A 17,693-nucleotide genomic window follows, 5' to 3' on the forward strand; every position below is an offset into this window, starting at 1 on the left:
CGAATGAATTAAATAAGCGTTTCTTCTGGAATGTCTATTTTTAACTCACTTAATGATAGCTCGCCAGAGATTAGTTTGGGGAGAAGTGTATCGCGGAGTTTTTCTAACCCCACCCTTTCTTTCGTATTTAACGTTACTTTATTAAGATAACTTTTAATTGTAACTGTATAATTCTCAATCACCTGAGTATCAGGTATAACCATTGAGATACTCTTAAACGTTTTCTTACTGATTTCAGCAAAAGTTGTACCACCAGCGATCCCTTTAATTTCATCCATCGAAGAATTCAACCAATAAAGGATATATTCCTGTGAAAGCCTTTTTGCTGTAGTAATTGCAATATATCCCTGATTAATCGCAACTGGAATTTTTGCCATGGTAAGGTAGCCAATAGGTGCTCGTGAAGACATCAATACCGTATTGATGGGAAGTAATCCAGATGTGATTTTTCTTAGCCCAAGTTCAGTGATTTTCCGCTCAGTATCGAGCATTATTTTCTCTTGGCTACCTGAAAGATCTTTTGGAGATGTCCAGTGAATATTCCCCCGCTCCCAAAACTCTGGATTTGCAGTGCTTGGTGTGGAACCACCTTTTACAATAAGTTCATCATCTACTGTTGATACTTCCCACCCCTTCGGCACCCATCCCCCAAGCCCTAATGTAGGCTCTGCACATTCTTCAAAAGCATTAGGAAATAACTGCCGAATATCCTCTGGTAACGGTTTAAAATTATCACTTTCTCGCACAGCTTTACGCACTTCAACTCGGCGTAGTAATTCTTCAGAGAAAGCTAAATCCTGCTCAAAAAAGCCTGTATCGAGTGCATTATCGATAACAGGGTCAAAATCTACAAACCATGATTTAAATAAGGTCTGAGCCATTTGCTCTAGGGTTTGATTGATTTGGCAGTTGAGGGTGATTTTATCATCGAGATTTTTCAAAATGGCAGCAATCTTTGCCTGTTCCATTTTTGGTGGGTAAGATATTTCAAGTCTCCCGATCATTCCATTATTGAGGCTTGCGCGTGTTGACATAGTTGAAAATGCAAGCATCGCTTGTCTAAATATAGAACTGCGCAGGTAATACCCTACATATTCTGGTAATAATTCACTCTGCTGAGTAGGGCGAAGACGCTTACAAAAACCATTGAACGTTGCGTTTTCATAATCTTTAAGAGCCACAGAACTCATCCCTAGTTCATGCATTGTTTCGCTAGTCCGCGTTAAAAACACATCACCACGTTTAACAGAACAATTTTCACGTTCCTTGTCATTAGACTGCACTAGGTCACCGAGTTTATCAGGAGTAAAATAATTATAAAAAACATCTTTGAATGTCAGAAATGGATATCCACTCCCAAAGTCCTTTGCTGGCTTAGATAAACCTGAACGAATCTCATAATGTTCAAGTAATTTAGTTGTTTTCCACTCACTCCCCATAACCCAGCGCCTCCATATTTTTACGGATAGCCTTATCTAACTCAGCGGCTTCATCCATCTGGCGATAAAGGGTTTGGGTCAGTTTCTGCATCTTGGTTTCAAAAGGAATACCATCATCCTCAATATCCGCAGCCCCCACATAACGCCCCGGGGTTAATACAAAATCATTGGATTTGATATCGTCAAGGGTGGCAACCTTGCAAAAACCTGCCCTATCTTGATACTGCTCAACACTGATTTCTTTAGCTGTTATACGACGTTTCAGTTCGCTTTCACTACTGCGCCATGCGTGGAAGGTATCGGCGATAGTGGCGATATCTTCCGCTGTAAGCTCTTTTTGGGTACGGCTGATCATAGTGCCAAGGTTACGGGCGTCGATAAACAAGGTTTCCCCTTGGCGGTCACGATAGCCATATTTGGCACTCGCTTGCTTACTTTTGCTGATAAACCACAAGCAAACGGGGATTTGCGTGGTAAAAAACAACTGACCAGGTAAGGCAATCATGCATTCAATGCGATCATCTTCAATCAGTTTTTGGCGAATTTCCCCTTCACCACTGGTGTTCGAGCTCATCGAACCATTAGCTAACACAAACCCTGCAACACCGTCTTCACTAAGCTTAGACAATATATGCAAAATCCACGCATAGTTAGCATTTCCCGTCGGCGGGGTGCGGAAACCAGCAAAACGTGGGTCATTGGTTAATTCTGCGTCATTACGCCAATCTTTTAAGTTAAACGGCGGATTCGCCATAATAAAGTCGGCTTTCAGATCAGGGTGCTGATCGGCAAAAAAGGTATCCGCAGGGCGTTCCCCTAAGTTGCCCGTAAGCCCCCTCACCGCCAAGTTCATTTTTGCCAGTTTATAGGTGGTACTGGTCAACTCCTGCCCATAAATCGCAATATCTTTACTTTTACCTTGGTGACTTTCCACAAACTTCAACGATTGTACAAACATACCACCCGAGCCACAGCACGGGTCATAGACCTTACCTTGATAAGGTTCCAACATTTCAGCCAGCAATGTTACTACCGATTTCGGGGTATAAAACTCACCACCGCCTTTACCCTCGCTGGCAGCAAATCGTCCTAAGAAATATTCGTAAACGCGACCCACAAGATCCTCTTCCCCTACCCCACACTCCGAGGCAAGAGTATTGATGTTTTCAATGCTGTCGATAAGTGAAGCGAGCTTTTTAGGCTCTAACCCTTGGCGGGAGAAATAGTTATCAGGTAAAGCGCCCGTTAGCGATGCGTTGCTTTTTTCGATAGTGGATAAAGCCGTATCAATAATGACTGCAATATCATCTTGCTTTGCACGCTCTTGGACATAAGACCAACGGGACTGTTGCGGTAAAAAGAAAACGTTATCTTGTTGATAAAAAACATCCATATCAACAAAGGCTTCCTGACCATTAGCAATTAACTGGCTACGTTTAGCTTCGAATTTATCACTGATAAATTTCAAGAACACCAAACTGAGTACCACATGCTTATATTCGGAAGACTCAACACTGCCACGCAGTTGATTAGCCGTATCCCAAAGGGTTTCTTCAAAGCCTTTACTTGGTTTCTTAGCGGGTGATTTAGCCATGTAAATAGATTCTCTTTTTTTATTAGTCATTATCGCAGAGCACGGGTTAAGGGCTAAGTTAGCGCGGATTATTTTTATGCCAACTGCCGATAAAATATGCAAAATAGGTTTAGATAGGATTATCTCATAAAATCAGGAAGGTTTGGGCTGCTAAAACTAAAATTGTATCAGCCTTTTTTAACGCAGTATTAAACAGTACCCAATACTACTGCATTCGCAGCTGAATATAAGCCTAGTTAAGTTAAGTAAAGGAGGAGAAAACGGGTCATCAACAATATATAAATCAATAACGTCAGTATTTGTTATAAACTATACCATTCCTGTATTTTTCTGAGTTTTTAAGTTTTTAAGTTTTTAAGTTTTTAAGTTTTTAAGTTTTTAAGTTTTTAAGTTTTTAAGTTTTTAAGTTTTTAAGTTTTTAAGTTTTTAAGTTTTTAAGTTTTTAAGTTTTTAAGTTTTTAAGTTTTTAAGTTTTTAAGTTTTTAAGTTTAGAGCACCAATGCAAAGTAATTTCCATCGTTCAGTATCAATTTCTTTTATTTATATACCGTAGTCACATAGTCCAAATCGACTAATGCTTGGTGATGTATTTCATATTTAACAAAAATTCAGATCTTCACGAAATAGATAGCAAGCACATTATTTTATTTATGAATTAAATTTATATGCGCTATCAAAAGCCCATATAAGATAGCTGACGGGTACATCTTGCCATAGCAAGAGAATGGCGAGATGCGGTCAATCGATATGGGGGTGATGTGGTCGTTATCCATTTACCTAAAATTGGCATTAAAGGAAATACCTATTTTCTTTTTTCAGATCTGAACAATATTCAAATTGCTCATTTAATTAGCCAGTTTCTTGAGCAAAAAAATCCACAGTAATTCACTTCTATTATGAGCAGAACCCATTATTTATGAATTCTGTTCATAAACCCTAGAAAACTAGGGCCTCTAATCTAATCAATAAATCTACGCTATGCTTTATTCCAACAAGGATAAAAGGAGCACATTATGCAAACGGTTAAGTTAAACAATGGGATTGAAATACCGCTGTTAGGCTTTGGTGTCTTTCAAATGACAGATGCGGCCGAGTGTGAACGCGCTGTACTTGACGCTCTTGAAACAGGCTATCGATTAATTGATACCGCAGCATCTTATCAAAATGAGACTCAAGTCGGAAACGCACTCAAGCACAGCGCAATAGCGCGAAAAGATTTATTTATAACCACAAAATTGTGGCTACAAGATACCAACTATGAAGGCGCGAAGGCGCAATTTGAGCGCTCATTAAACCGCCTGCAACTCGATTATGTAGACCTCTATCTTATCCACCAGCCTTATGGCGATGTCCACGGTGCATGGCGTGCAATGGAAGAGCTCTATCAAGCAGGGAAAATCCGAGCGATAGGTGTCAGTAATTTTCATCCTGATAGATTGGCTGATCTTATTGCGTTTAATAAAGTGATACCCGCAGTCAACCAAATCGAAGTTAACCCATTTAATCAGCAACTACATGCTGTGCCGTGGATGAAAAGTAAAAATATCCAGCCAGAAGCTTGGGCGCCTTTTGCTGAAGGTAAAAATGGATTATTTCAGCATCCCAAATTAACGGCTATCGGTGAAAAATACGCCAAGAGTGTTGGACAAGTCGTTCTACGCTGGTTATTTCAACGTGGGGTTGTGTCACTGGCTAAATCAGTTCGTAAAACCAGAATGGAAGACAATATAAACATCCTGGATTTCACTCTAACCGATGATGAAATGCTGCAAATCACGGCAATGGATACTGCAACAAGTGCATTTTTCTCACATCGCAACCCTGCGATGGTCGAATGGCTTACTAACCGCAAGATAGATGTGTAGTCATACCAACAATTTCTAGTTAATTATCAGGATATTAATCATGAAAAAACGTTTTCTCGGTAATTCAGATCTTGAGGTTTCTGCGCTTGGATTGGGTTGTATGGGGCTAAGTCATGGTTATGGTCCAGCCACAGATAAACACCAAGCCATTGAATTACTTCGTGCAGCAGTAGAACGTGGGGTGACTTTTTTTGATACCGCAGAAGTCTATGGACCATTTTTAAATGAGGAAGTGGTAGGTGAAGCATTAAAACCTTTTAGAGATAGCGTCGTTATTGCGACAAAATTTGGTTTTAACTGCAGTAATGAAAACAAACAACAGCTTTTAAATAGCCGTCCAGAACATATTCGTAAAGCCGTCGAAGGTTCATTACGTCGGCTCAAAACTGACGTTATCGACCTACTGTATCAACACCGTGTTGACCCTGATGTACCGATTGAAGATGTGGCAGGTACAATAAAAGATTTAATTTCAGAAGGTAAGGTAAAATATTTCGGTCTCTCTGAAGCTAGCGCGCAAACAATTCGCAGGGCACACGCCATTGAGCCTGTCACTGCACTGCAAAGCGAATATTCTCTTTGGTAGCGCGAGCCTGAAGATGAAATATTACCTGTGCTCGAAGAATTAGGCATTGGATTTGTGCCCTTTAGCCCATTAGGGAAAGGATTTTTAACGGGTGCAATTAGCGCAAATACCACATTCAACGACGATGATTTTCGTAGCAAAGTCCCACGCTTCAACCCAGAAGCTTTAGAGGCGAATGCACAACTGGTCACTCTGTTAGCAGACCTCGCTAGCCAGAAAGGCGTCACTTCAGCACAAATCGCGCTGGCTTGGCTATTGGCACAAAAGCCGTGGATTGTGCCTATTCCGGGTACAACGAAACTACATCGTTTAGAAGAGAATTTAAGTGCCGTAGATATCATACTCACTGAGAATGATTTGCAAAAAATTGCTCACGCATTAGAAGCAGTAAAAATTATCGGGGAACGTTATCCCGCAGCGTTACAAGCACTGATTAATCGCTAAATACATCTTAGGTTGGTGGCCGCCAATTCATTTATCTCACACTGCCAACCTTTATTTCTCATTTTCACTCACTATAACGCAGCTCATCAATCAATAATGCAAACGCGGGAGGATGCTGTTTGCGACTCGGATAATAAAGGTAATAACCTGAAAACGTCGGACACCAATCGCGCAAAACTTGAATAAGATCTCCTGATTTTACTGCACTTTGAATGGTATCTTCAGGGACACAAGCTACACCAAACCCAGACAGCGCTGCATCAATTCGCTCAGATAATAAATTAAAGGTTAATTGTCCCTCTACTCTTACTCGTAACGATTTGCCCTCTTTTTCAAACTCCCAATGATATAACCCTCCTGCGGTAGGAAGACGCATATTGATGCAGCGATGATGCTGTAACTCATGAGGGGTTTGCGGTATGCCTTGAGATTCAAAATAACTTGGTGAGCCAACAATCGCTAAGCGCATATCAGGACCAATCCTAATAGCGACCATGTCCTTATCAACACTTTCCCCCAAACGTACACCCGCATCAAAACCGCCATCGACAATATCAACAAATCCATTATCAACGACCCGTTCGACATTAACATCGGGGTATGTACGCAGAAAAGGTTTGAGTTTAGGCCAAAGAAGACTACGTGCTGCATGCTCGCCCGCTGAAAGACGGATATTGCCAGATGCTGTGCCATTCAGCTGAATGATAGCCTCTAATTTATGACTAAGATCAGTCAGTTGAGGTTCAAGGCAGGCAATCATCTTTTCGCCCATTTCTGTAGCAGCAACACTTCGTGTTGTTCGTGTTAATAGTCGTGTGTTTAAACGCTCTTCCAATGTTTTAACTGCATGACTCAGTGCTGATTGAGAAACACCCAGTTTAGCTGCCGCTTTGGTAAAACTTCTTTCCTTTGCAACAGCAAAAAAAATTTGTAACTCATTAAAGTTATCTTTTAGCACAATGTATTCCTTAATATAGCTTTAAATTTTGTATCCTTTCTAGCAAACCACAGAATGCCTGAGTGTTATTTTTCTACATTTTATATATTTCGGTAATAGCTACTCCGTAGCAGCGTAGTAAGCTTGTTCATATAAATAGATAGCTGAAGTACAGAGTTGCTATATCGCCCTGCAATCACTGAATGACACAAAGATCCTTTATTTTCTGGTGATCAGATGCGGCTTTTATTTCACGATGACATAGTCATAATCAAATCTCCTAAATATAAGAGTTTTAATTATACTTTTGTCCTGAAAGAGCAAAAAACTGAAGTTTAGATAATTATTTATACTATGTATTTTCGCGTTAATTTTAATTCTTTCACTGCAAAGTGTGGATAAAACCGCCATTGAAATTTGGTATCTAAAACAGAATCGATGCGATAATCAACAGCAAGTAAACGTGAAGGATAAATTGTAGCGTTCAATTTGCCTTAAACCTTAAATTAGGCACTAATAATCAAACTATCTAAAAATTTTAGGTAATTATACTGCAATAAGTCCTATTTTATGAAGATATTAGAAATATTAAGATGTTCAAGGAGACGAAGAAACGTATAATGGAAAAACTCATGGTAAAAATATCAGCATTTTCATTGAAAAACGAAGATAACTTTGAACTAAACTCAACATATTGTTGAAATAACGCCAAACCACAAAAATAGCGAGAATCTAAGGATATAAAGGGCATGACGATAAAGAATAAAAAAATAAAGATAACCATACTTATCGTTATAATAATGGTGTTATCTGCTGGATTTATTTTATCTCACTCTTCTGAACATGAGATATTAGAAGGCATTGTTGATACAGATGAAATCAATATCACAAGTAAAGTCACAGCAAGAGTTGATAGTCTGCATGTCAAAGAAGGAGATAGCATTCATAAAGGACAATCCTTAGTCAGCTTATATGACAGACAAACCACTGAAAATGCGCTACAGACAAAAGAAGCGCTAGCTGCGGCTATAGCTAATCAGGATAAAGCATATAATGGGGAACGCTCAGAGTACATTGAATCATTAAAAGCCAACTGGATCAGTGCTCAAGCGGATGAAAAAAACCTCAAAATAACCACTGATCGAGTGGTAAAACTTTATGAAAAGAGCAAAGCCGTCTCGACCCAAGAGCGCGATGATGCCATTGCCAAATATAATGTTGCTAAGCAGAAAACAAATGCTGCCTATGAGCAATATATGCAAGCTAACCGAGGTAACCGAGCAGAAGACATTCGCATTGCAGATGCTAACGTAAATGCAGCTAAAGCCGCGTTTGAATCAGCGAATTCACTAGTCAGCGAACTCAGTGTTCTCTCAAATAACGAGGGAGAAATTGCCAAGCGTTTTGCCAATCAAGGTGAGCTGGTTTCTGCGGGTAAGCCAATATTCAGTATGATTGATTTAAACAATCTATGGGTAACCGTTAATTTACGTGAAGATCGTTTCAACGCATTAAAAATAGGTGATGTGATTGAAGGAACTATTCCTGCACTGAAAGATCAAACGGCGAAATTTGAAGTGTTTTTTATTAATCCCAAAGGTAATTTTGCCACCTGGCGAGCAACTCGTCAGTCAAGCGGTTATGACGTCAGAACATTTGAAGTACGGTTACATCCTATAGATAAAATCGAAGGAATGCGTCCGGGTATGTCTGTTATTTTTGATTGGCCTATTGGTAATGATTAAAAATACCTTTTCGAAATTTTCAGCTTCATTGATAGATGAAATTAACTTCATCTATCATGATCGCTATATGAAAATTTTACTGTTTATTGTGCCGATATTTTTGTTAATTTTTGTCAGCGCAATGTTCAGTAATGGTGTGCCTGAAAAGATACCCGTCGCACTGGTAGATCATGATCATTCCTCATTAAGCCGAGAAATAATCAGGAATATTGAAGCATCAAAAAGTATTGAGCTAATCGAAACACCGATAAATGTTACACAAGCTCAACGCTTGATGAAAAGCATGAAAATCTATGCATTTATCGAGATACCAAGCGGTGCATCGGGTTCAATTCTCCGCCAAGATGATAATGCGGTAGTCATTCGCTATAACGGGCAATTCCGGTCAACGGGTAATGCCGCCTCTAACGGATTACAATCAGCAGCAAGTGATGCCTTTAGCTCACTTAAAGACAGGAAACTATTAGGCGTTGAGCATAAAGGTGCGAGTGACCTATCGCTAAACATACAAGTGGTTAATATCAGCAATCCACAAAATAGCTACGAAAGATTCTTAACGCCAATTGCAATACCCGTGTTGCTAAGTATAGTTCTGAGTAGTGCTGTAATTTGTGCTATCGGACGTTTTTTTGAAAATGATAAACTCTACGCCAGTTGGGTAAATAAAAGCAGAGCCTGCCTATCAATTCAGATTATTGCTCGCATCCTACCCTATATAGCCATTATTTTTCTCTGGAACTTAATATATAACGTCTGGCAAACAGTGGGACGAGGCTGGCCAATTTTAGGTAATTCATGGATTTTAATGCTGGCGATATTTATGCTGTGTCTTCTTACTGCATCTATTGCCATTATGTTTATCTCAATAACACGAGGCGTACTCACCGCATTAAGTATTTCAACGGTATATACTAGTGCTGCATTAACCTACTCTGATGGCACACTATCTATTTTGAATGCCAATGGCTGGGCTCAGTTTTGGAGTAACTTTCAGCCATTTACTCACTATTATCGCATACAGCTTGAGCAAGTTAATCTTGGTAGCGATATTACAACAAGCCTTCACCAATTTGGTATTTTGTCACTTTATATCATCATACCTCTAGCTGTTTCTTTTATCCTGTTGGGTAAACACAAAGATAAACAGTTACCCGCTGCGTTCCAAGAAAATATAAATTTTAATGGTATTACACAAAGCTTTATCAGAACTCTGACATCAATAAAAAGATCTCAGCCTATATTTTCAACGGCTGTTATGTCATTAATTCTCTACAGTATCTTCTACCCTAGTGCTTATAAAGCGCAGGTTAACCTCAAACTCCCTGTCGCAGTTGTCGATTTTGATCAATCATCCTTATCACGTAACTTAATCGATAATCTACAAACCACCCGTGAAATTGATGTCACTCATGTTGATAGCTCTTTGTCTAATGCATTAAATTTATTGCGCAATAGAAAAGTTTCTGCCGTGATAACTATCGATAATGATTTTAAAAATAATCTTATCCGAGGTGGAGATGCAGGGGTTGATATACACCTATCCGGTGGCTATATGGCTGTGGCAGCAGATCTGAGGTTGGCCGTAACTAATGCAATAAGCTCTACGACAGATGTCAATAGATTAGCACCACAAGCCACTAATAATATTATCTCGCTTCCGCTATATAACCCTACGTTAGGATACGAATCTTTTATTATGCCACTGGTGTTTATTATCATACTTCAACAAACACTTATTTTTGCTAGTTCTATGCTCATTGCACTACGCAACAGCATGGGTTTAAGCAAAATAAATGTATCACAGTTTATTGGAACATTTTTTGGCTTGTTTATCGTTGGCTTTTTCGGGGCAATATTTGTGTTTGGTTGGGTTTATTACTTACAAGGATATCCCAACGAAGGTAATATATTTTTGCAGCTCTATCTGATTATTCTGTTTTCTGCTGCTGTAAGTTCAATGGGTATGTTACTTGGTAGTTTTATGGATAATATTAATCGCCCTATGCAAATTCTATCTGCTACTTCGATGGTTATTTTTTATGCCTCAGGCGCCTCGTTCCCTACGTTTAATATGCCTGGCTGGGTTGTGACAACGATGGAAATCTTCCCTTCGAGTACAATGGTGAGTGGATTTACCATGCTAAACTCTCAGGATGCGAATATCCAAGAGTTAATACCGGTGATCATAAAAATAACGTTGTTAGCAACTATATTATTTTTACTGGCAATGTATCGGCTGGTTTGGCGGACACCCAAAGTCGCCTGATATTACTCAGCGCTGATGATTTAGCTAGCTATATTCTTTAACCAAAAAACACACTAATTTACTCCACTTATTGATTATATTAGAGGCTAATATAATCAATAAAGCTGCGCTATTATTTATATCAGTAAACAATTATGTTATTAACTAATTCATTCAGGTTAACCGATGATTAAAAGCGACAAATCATTACGAAGGACATAACTAAAAATGTATTTTTCTTACACCAAACCCCGGTGATAGTTGCCCAGTGTTTTTCCGTATTCTTTAGTCGAGCATCCTATATCATATCCACCTTATTTATTTTATAAATAATAAAGTTAACGTAAAAATTAATATTAAATAGTTATTTAAAGAGTTTAAGGTAATAACAATGAAAATACTCTTAATTGAAGATCATCAAAAAACAGCGAGTTGGGTTAAAAAAGGACTAGAGGAAGCGGGATATACTATTGATACCATAAGTGATGGTCGAGATGGCCTTTATTTGGCGTTAGAAAATGATTATGACTTGGTTATTCTCGATATTATGCTGCCTGGTATGGATGGTTGGAATATTTTAAAAATATTACGCACATCAAAATCTGTTCCTGTGATTTGTTTAACAGCAAGAGATGCCGTAGGTGATCGAGTAAAAGGATTAGAATTAGGAGCAAATGATTATTTAGTAAAACCATTTTCATTTTCAGAATTATTGGCCAGAGTTAAAAATCAATTACGAGTACAAAAAAATATTTCACCCATTATTGAGATTGCGGATCTAAAAATTAATTTGTCTCGCCATGACGTTGAGCGCAATGGTATACAAATCCCAATGACACGCCAAGAATATTCTTTATTACTATTTTTTGCTTTACACATTAATGAAATATTACCAAGAACATTGATTGCAAGTGAGATTTGGGGAATTAATTTTGACAGTGACACAAATATTGTAGATGTTGCTATTCGCCGTTTACGAAAAAAAATTGATGATGGTTTTGATATTAAATTAATCGAAACGGTTAGAGGCATGGGTTATAGACTAAATGGGATCAATAATGAAAAAAAAATCATTGAGATTTAAGATTATTTCTTTATTTATCATACTGATGGTTGTAAATGCAGGGTTTATGGCTTTAACGCTTTATCAATCACTCAAAAATGAATTAATATCCCGTGATAATACCTTACTGGTAAACCGAGCAGATCAATTAGCTAAATTAATTAATAGCGGAATTGATATCCAAACTTTACCAATCTATTTCCAGCGTATGATGGATATGCAGCAAGATATTATTTATATTACCGATGCCCACAATAAAATTTTGGTTGATACTAACTCAGATATCCTATTTTCAAATCACCTGAAAACTGTTGATGTGCAAAATATAGATTTAAACGCAGTTACCTATTGGGAAACAACATCAGGTGTACCTGTTTCTGCCATTAGCTTTACAATAGAGTCACCAATAGGCGCATTAAATGTGGTGATAGCTAAAGCTTCCTTTGTTCGGATCAGTATGCTAAGTGAATACTTAAGTAAAATCATCGTCATCTCATTAGCGTCTATTTTATTTATGGGAATACTAAGCTTCTGGTTAATTAAACATGGACTGAGTGATATCCGTTTTCTTAGCCAAATTACGGCTAAAACAGATATATATACTCTTAACCAAAAAATAAATATTTCACGACTACCTAATGAGCTTAAAAGCTTGGGGGAATCATTAAATATAATGAGGGAAAGGCTAAAAAATGATTTTATAAAACTAACTCAACTAGCAGATGACTTAGCCCATGAACTTAGAACGCCCATTAATGCAATAAAAGTTCAAAATGAAATTATGTTACAACACTCTCGCTCCACTGAGGAATATCAATCAATTATTATTAGTAATATTGAAGAATTAGATAAACTGGCAAAAATTATCGAAAATGTTTTATTTATAGCCCGAGCTGAAAATAAAAACATTATATTAAATAAAGAAAATCTGGCTTTATCAGACCTGATCGATAAAGTTTATAATCTATTTTCATTTTATGCCGAAGAAAAAAATATTGAGCTATTAAAAGAACCAACAACATTAGTCATCAACGCAGATCATCTGCTACTTACTCGCATATTAATGAATTTAATTTCAAATGCGATTAAGTATTCACCTGTTAATACACAAATAACTACTCAATGTAAAAAAGAACATAATCAACTCGTTATTTGCATAAGTAATGTTGGAGAAGAGTTGAATCCACATGAACAGATATTTACGCGTTTTTGGCGTGGTGATAATGCAAGAACAACGGACGGAAATGGTTTAGGTCTGTCGATAGTACAAGCAATTATGACATTGCATGGAGGTAAAGTGAGTTATCAGTATATAGACGGACACAATCTATTTTATTTAACTTTCCCATGCTAAATACGTCACATGACAAAATTGTCATCATAATGTCAGCTTTTTTTTAAAATATCTCAGCATAATGAGCTTATTAATCGAATAGACTTTTTAAGGATCTATACGTTTTTTAATTATGCAGAGGTAACATAATGAAAAAAAATAGAAAAAGTAACCTATCAGAGATTACACCTGAATCTATCTTTATGATGAAACGACGAAATTTACTAAAATTATTAGGCGTTGGAGCAGCAGGGATAGCCGTCTCATCGGTTGTAAAAGCGGATTTATTTTCATGGTTTTCTGAAGATAACAAGCCTACAACGCTCAAGTCACCTTATAAAGACTTACAATTTATTCAACCGAATGAATACAAATCTTCATTACCATTAACTCCTGAAGATAAAGTAACGGGATATAACAACTTTTATGAGTTTGGTCTTAATAAATCTGATCCTGCCGAATATGCACATACAATGAATACAGATGAGTGGACATTAACCATTGATGGTGAAGTAAACCGACCACTCACCTTAAATTTAGATGATATTAATCATAAATTTCAATTAGAAGAACGTATCTACCGTATGCGCTGCGTTGAAGCGTGGTCTATGGTGATCCCTTGGGTAGGATTTCCATTAGCAAGTTTACTTTCTTTGGCTGAGCCCACTAGCCGAGCAAAATATGTTGCCTTTGAAACACGTTACGCACCACAGGAAATGCGAGGACAAAATAGTCGCTTTATTGGTGGTGGTTTACAATACCCTTATGTTGAAGGATTGAGATTAGATGAAGCAATCAATCCCCTCACCTTATTAGCAACAGGGGTATATGGAAAATCACTACCAAATCAGAATGGTGCACCAATTCGCCTGGTTGTTCCTTGGAAATATGGCTTTAAAGGGATTAAATCCATTGTCAGAATTCGTCTAACAGAATCAATACCACCAACAACATGGAATCTTTCAGCACCAAATGAATATGGTTTTTATGCCAATGTTAATCCGGATGTTAGCCATCCTCGTTGGTCGCAAGCAACAGAACGATTTATTGGTGCCGGTGGTTTAGGTCAAGTCACCAGACAACCAACATTATTGTTCAATGGTTATAGCGAGCAAGTAGCGCATTTATATAAAGGGTTAGATCTACGGAGAAATTTTTAATGCAACCACAACATGGAATAGACGTTAAGTTATTAAAAACCATATTCCATCTTATTGGTTTATTGGCTTTTATTTGGCTTATTTATGCTCTCTATAATCAACAATTCAGCGCAGATCCTGCAAAAGACATTCAGCATTTCACAGGGATCACCGCATTACGTTTATTGATTCTATTAGCGCTAATCCCTATGGCTGCCGATTACTTAAAATTAAACGCATTATTTCAGGTAAGAAAACTATTAGGATTATGGTGTTTTTTTTGGGCGAGTTTACATTTAACGAGCTATTTATTACTGGAAATCGGTTGGGAAAATATGGCTCTCTTTTTTAATGAGGTTTTTTCCCGAACTTATCTAATTATAGGCACCATATGTTGGGTAATTTTATTCTTGATGGCTATCAGCTCATTCAAATGGTTACAAATAAAATTTAACAAGTGGTGGAAAAAAATACATAGTCTGTTTTATCCACTTTTGCTATTAGTTTGTATTCATTACCTTTTATCGTTGAAAACACTAACACCAGAACCTATTATTTACTTATTAATGATTGGGATCACCTATTTTTATCGTTTTTTGCAACAAAAAAACAAGAAATAAAATAACGAGTTTTAGTGTATGGAATAAATAACATCTCAGGTAATAACTTATTTAATCTCAGTGAGTAAAAATATTTTTTATTATATAAAAATGATTAAAAAACATCACACCATCTATATAAACATAAAATCACAAATTAAAGTAAGGTATCAAAAATAAAAGTAGAATTATTAATCATTAAAAACCAATAAAATGCATTTATCACGATAAAGTGATTATAAAGTGTAAACACAATTCTCTGAAACTCCATTTAACCCTTGTTGTCTCTGTTCAAATAAAACGCTTTTACCCCCTTCTTCATTTCGGATTATTTTTAAAATATAAATACTATCAAAGTCACTACTTTTCCACTTCGGAATTAAATCAGGGTCTCCACCTTCTTGCTTCATTATCTCTTTAGTCACTTTAACTAAATTATCATGTTCCCATGCAATAAAAATAACTGTATTTTCATATTGGTTACTCAATAATTCTTCTTTCAACCCTTTTATTTCTTTTGCATGAAAATTAAGGTGAATAGGTAGTGAGACTCGAATTGCCGTTGGCGTTATTGTTTGCAAAGAACGTAATGAATTACCTAACTTACTCTGCTTAGGTGCAGCGGCAAACAGTGCATTAGGTTTACCAAATTGATTAATAAGTACATCTGGCAGAGATAAAGCACGGTTTAAACCTTTGCAGGTTAATTGCCCGCTGTCATTATCCGGTTTCTCACCATGTCTTACAAAAACAAGTGTTTGTTCTGAATATGCCATATGACTAAATCCTAAAATCAGTAAGCTAAAAAAAATAACTATTTTACGCATCTATTTTTGCCTTTATACGAATTAACAGTCGTTTTATCTTATTATTTTCTTATACACAATATACAGCATGCTTACTTTTACAAAAGTTAAAAATAGAAAAGACAGTATCTATCTAAATGTTACCTTTATATTATGCCAAAATTATTAAAACTAATTAGCTACAAATAAGTTGTTGTCATCCTCATGCTAGTGGAATCCCCATTAATTACAGATGCTGTTGCTAGATGAGTATAATCAATTGCTAAAAAGCATTAGACCAATCATCAAATTGTCCTTTTATCATGACCCAGTAACACTTCAATTTGCATATTTTTGTTATGGATATCGGCGATGACACCTCAGTTCATACCAGGAGTACATTTTTTGGCTCTCTAATGTGCCGTCATTTTTTAAATGAAAGAGTCAAAAAGTATCGAAGCAGCTCTTGTACAAAAAAACAACTACCATTTTTACATATATATTTACTATAAATTATCTAATTAACTGATAAAGTTTTCACCCTTATCGAAAAAGATAAAAAATATATCTAAAGGAACTTTGAGGTAAAAATCATTTTTCTTTTTTTTACACGCCATTGTGTGTTTAATTAATATACAAAAGACAAAGGCCGTACCCCGATTTGAACCTTCTAACATGATTTAAATTGCTATAGCTTCAATACTACTTCAGTGATTATGTTACTCTTTTTTTTCAAAAAAGAGACTACCATCTCAAATGTTAAATCCTAAAACATCGCTAACATAAGCGCCGATATTTTTTATCAACTAATAATATAAATTAGAGTATAAAACACAGCAATATGACGCATTTTTTTACCCTTTAGTTACATTGCCACAGTGAATTATTATTAGAGCAAACAACATATTTTTGATGATTTACCATCAACCAGCGAGAATGTAAGAAAAACTCACTGTGAAAATAAAACCATCATGCAAAAAGCATCTTATAGAAGAAAATAATATCGGTACGTAACTAATGGATTTTTTCCTTACTTATGTTCTAAACTTAAATAAATAACCATAAGACCAGATTAAAAATCAAAAAAGCAATAATACTGATACAAGATAGATAAATCGATATCGCTTTTCTACAAATAAGCATCATATATGAAAAGTGAATTTATTAAACAATTGAAATATCATTCATAGGAATTTAAAATAAATAAATAGAAAAAAATTACTAATAAAAAAGTATAAATAAAAATAGCTAAAACTTCGTTTTTTAGTAAAAAAACAATACAAAAGAATAGTAATTAAAAAAAAACACGATCAATATGATAATTTTTCATTTCAAAATTTACATAAACAACCTACTTATAATGCTGATTTGTAATACAAATAAAGCATCTCTCAACGCTAGCATTTTAGCCACCTAAGCGCGATAGCGACCTCCATCACTGATGCTAAAAGAACGTTTTAATTATTTAAACAATAAATATAAATTTAGTAAAATTGTATAATTCACTTTATATTATCATTTAAAACAGAATTAAATAAATTTAAAACATTAATAATGAAAATATAATATCTATAGGCCTAATTCAAAGTAAAGCTTATTAAAAACCTTCACAGAAATTATCATAATTAACAAACAAAAAAATAATATTTTTAAAGGTAAAACAGTAGTAATAATTATAAATACATTAAAATATGATATTAAAAACAACAGTCAAATATAAAAATAAAAAATCTATAATTTAAAAAACACTGATAAAACAGAGAGATTTTAATAAAAAAAATGGCTTTAACATTTTAATAGTTAATTTTTTATAATTTTATAAATTAACTTAAAATCAAGTTTATAACTTAAATATATTATTAAAAAACAACGCTAAAAAGCTGCTTTACGACCAATATAAACCCACAAAAACACATTAA

At 35.9% G+C, this 17,693-nt stretch carries 11 protein-coding genes and 2 pseudogenes; 9 read left to right on the top strand and 4 right to left on the bottom strand.

Going from position 1 to position 17,693, the window contains the following annotated elements:
• Positions 1 to 8 precede the first annotated feature (8 nt).
• The gene (locus M997_RS13550; RefSeq protein WP_064720639.1) at positions 9 to 1,439 is read right to left on the bottom strand and encodes a restriction endonuclease subunit S; all 1,431 of its coding nucleotides are present in this window, start codon (positions 1,437 to 1,439) and stop codon (positions 9 to 11) included.
• Positions 1,429 to 3,033: a type I restriction-modification system subunit M gene (locus M997_RS13555; RefSeq protein ID WP_064720640.1), complete on the bottom strand. Its 1,605-nt coding sequence runs from the start codon at positions 3,031 to 3,033 to the stop codon at positions 1,429 to 1,431. The genes M997_RS13550 and M997_RS13555 overlap by 11 nt, the downstream gene beginning before the upstream one ends.
• Positions 3,034 to 3,731: 698 nt before the next feature.
• On the opposite strand from M997_RS13555, the pseudogene M997_RS17265 reads away from it, so the two are divergent.
• The 3 genes and pseudogenes from M997_RS17265 to M997_RS13565 form a co-directional block, all read left to right on the top strand.
• A pseudogene (locus M997_RS17265) lies at positions 3,732 to 3,917 on the top strand (alpha/beta hydrolase); the annotation flags it as partial.
• Positions 3,918 to 4,046: 129 nt separating this feature from the next.
• Positions 4,047 to 4,898, top strand: coding sequence for an aldo/keto reductase (locus M997_RS13560; protein WP_064720641.1), 852 nt, complete (start codon positions 4,047 to 4,049; stop codon positions 4,896 to 4,898).
• A 40-nt stretch (positions 4,899 to 4,938) separates the two neighbouring features.
• Positions 4,939 to 5,928 (top strand): annotated as a pseudogene (locus M997_RS13565) (aldo/keto reductase).
• Between the two features lie 64 nt (positions 5,929 to 5,992).
• On the opposite strand, the gene M997_RS13570 reads toward M997_RS13565, so the two are convergent.
• Positions 5,993 to 6,886 carry a LysR family transcriptional regulator gene (locus tag M997_RS13570; protein ID WP_064720642.1) on the bottom strand — a complete coding sequence of 298 codons (894 nt, stop codon included), beginning with the start codon at positions 6,884 to 6,886 and terminating at the stop codon, positions 5,993 to 5,995.
• Positions 6,887 to 7,614: 728 nt separating this feature from the next.
• On the opposite strand from M997_RS13570, the gene M997_RS13575 reads away from it, so the two are divergent.
• The 6 genes from M997_RS13575 (at position 7,615) to M997_RS13600 (ending at position 15,010) form a co-directional block, all read left to right on the top strand.
• On the top strand, positions 7,615 to 8,610 hold the full coding sequence (locus M997_RS13575; protein WP_064720643.1) for an HlyD family secretion protein: 996 nt from the start codon (positions 7,615 to 7,617) through the stop codon (positions 8,608 to 8,610).
• A gap of 67 nt (positions 8,611 to 8,677) precedes the next feature.
• Positions 8,678 to 10,876: an ABC transporter permease gene (locus M997_RS13580; RefSeq protein WP_239994689.1), complete on the top strand. Its 2,199-nt coding sequence runs from the start codon at positions 8,678 to 8,680 to the stop codon at positions 10,874 to 10,876.
• A gap of 370 nt (positions 10,877 to 11,246) precedes the next feature.
• Entirely contained in the window at positions 11,247 to 11,939 is a 693-nt protein-coding gene (hprR, locus tag M997_RS13585; RefSeq protein WP_064720645.1) for a response regulator transcription factor HprR, read from the top strand.
• Positions 11,914 to 13,272, top strand: coding sequence for a heavy metal sensor histidine kinase (locus M997_RS13590; RefSeq protein WP_064720646.1), 1,359 nt, complete (start codon positions 11,914 to 11,916; stop codon positions 13,270 to 13,272). Before hprR ends, M997_RS13590 begins: the two co-directional genes overlap by 26 nt.
• A gap of 128 nt (positions 13,273 to 13,400) precedes the next feature.
• Positions 13,401 to 14,411, top strand: coding sequence for a protein-methionine-sulfoxide reductase catalytic subunit MsrP (msrP, locus tag M997_RS13595; protein WP_064720647.1), 1,011 nt, complete (start codon positions 13,401 to 13,403; stop codon positions 14,409 to 14,411).
• Positions 14,411 to 15,010 carry a protein-methionine-sulfoxide reductase heme-binding subunit MsrQ gene (locus M997_RS13600; RefSeq protein WP_064720648.1) on the top strand — a complete coding sequence of 200 codons (600 nt, stop codon included), beginning with the start codon at positions 14,411 to 14,413 and terminating at the stop codon, positions 15,008 to 15,010. The genes msrP and M997_RS13600 overlap by 1 nt, the downstream gene beginning before the upstream one ends.
• A gap of 215 nt (positions 15,011 to 15,225) precedes the next feature.
• On the opposite strand, the gene M997_RS13605 is transcribed toward M997_RS13600, so the two are convergent.
• Positions 15,226 to 15,816 (bottom strand): histidine phosphatase family protein, encoded by a 591-nt coding sequence (locus M997_RS13605; protein ID WP_064720649.1) that lies wholly within the window; start codon positions 15,814 to 15,816, stop codon positions 15,226 to 15,228.
• Positions 15,817 to 17,693 lie beyond the last annotated feature (1,877 nt).

Origin of the sequence: Proteus hauseri ATCC 700826, assembly GCF_001654965.1 — a bacterium.
GTDB lineage: Bacteria > Pseudomonadota > Gammaproteobacteria > Enterobacterales > Enterobacteriaceae > Proteus > Proteus hauseri.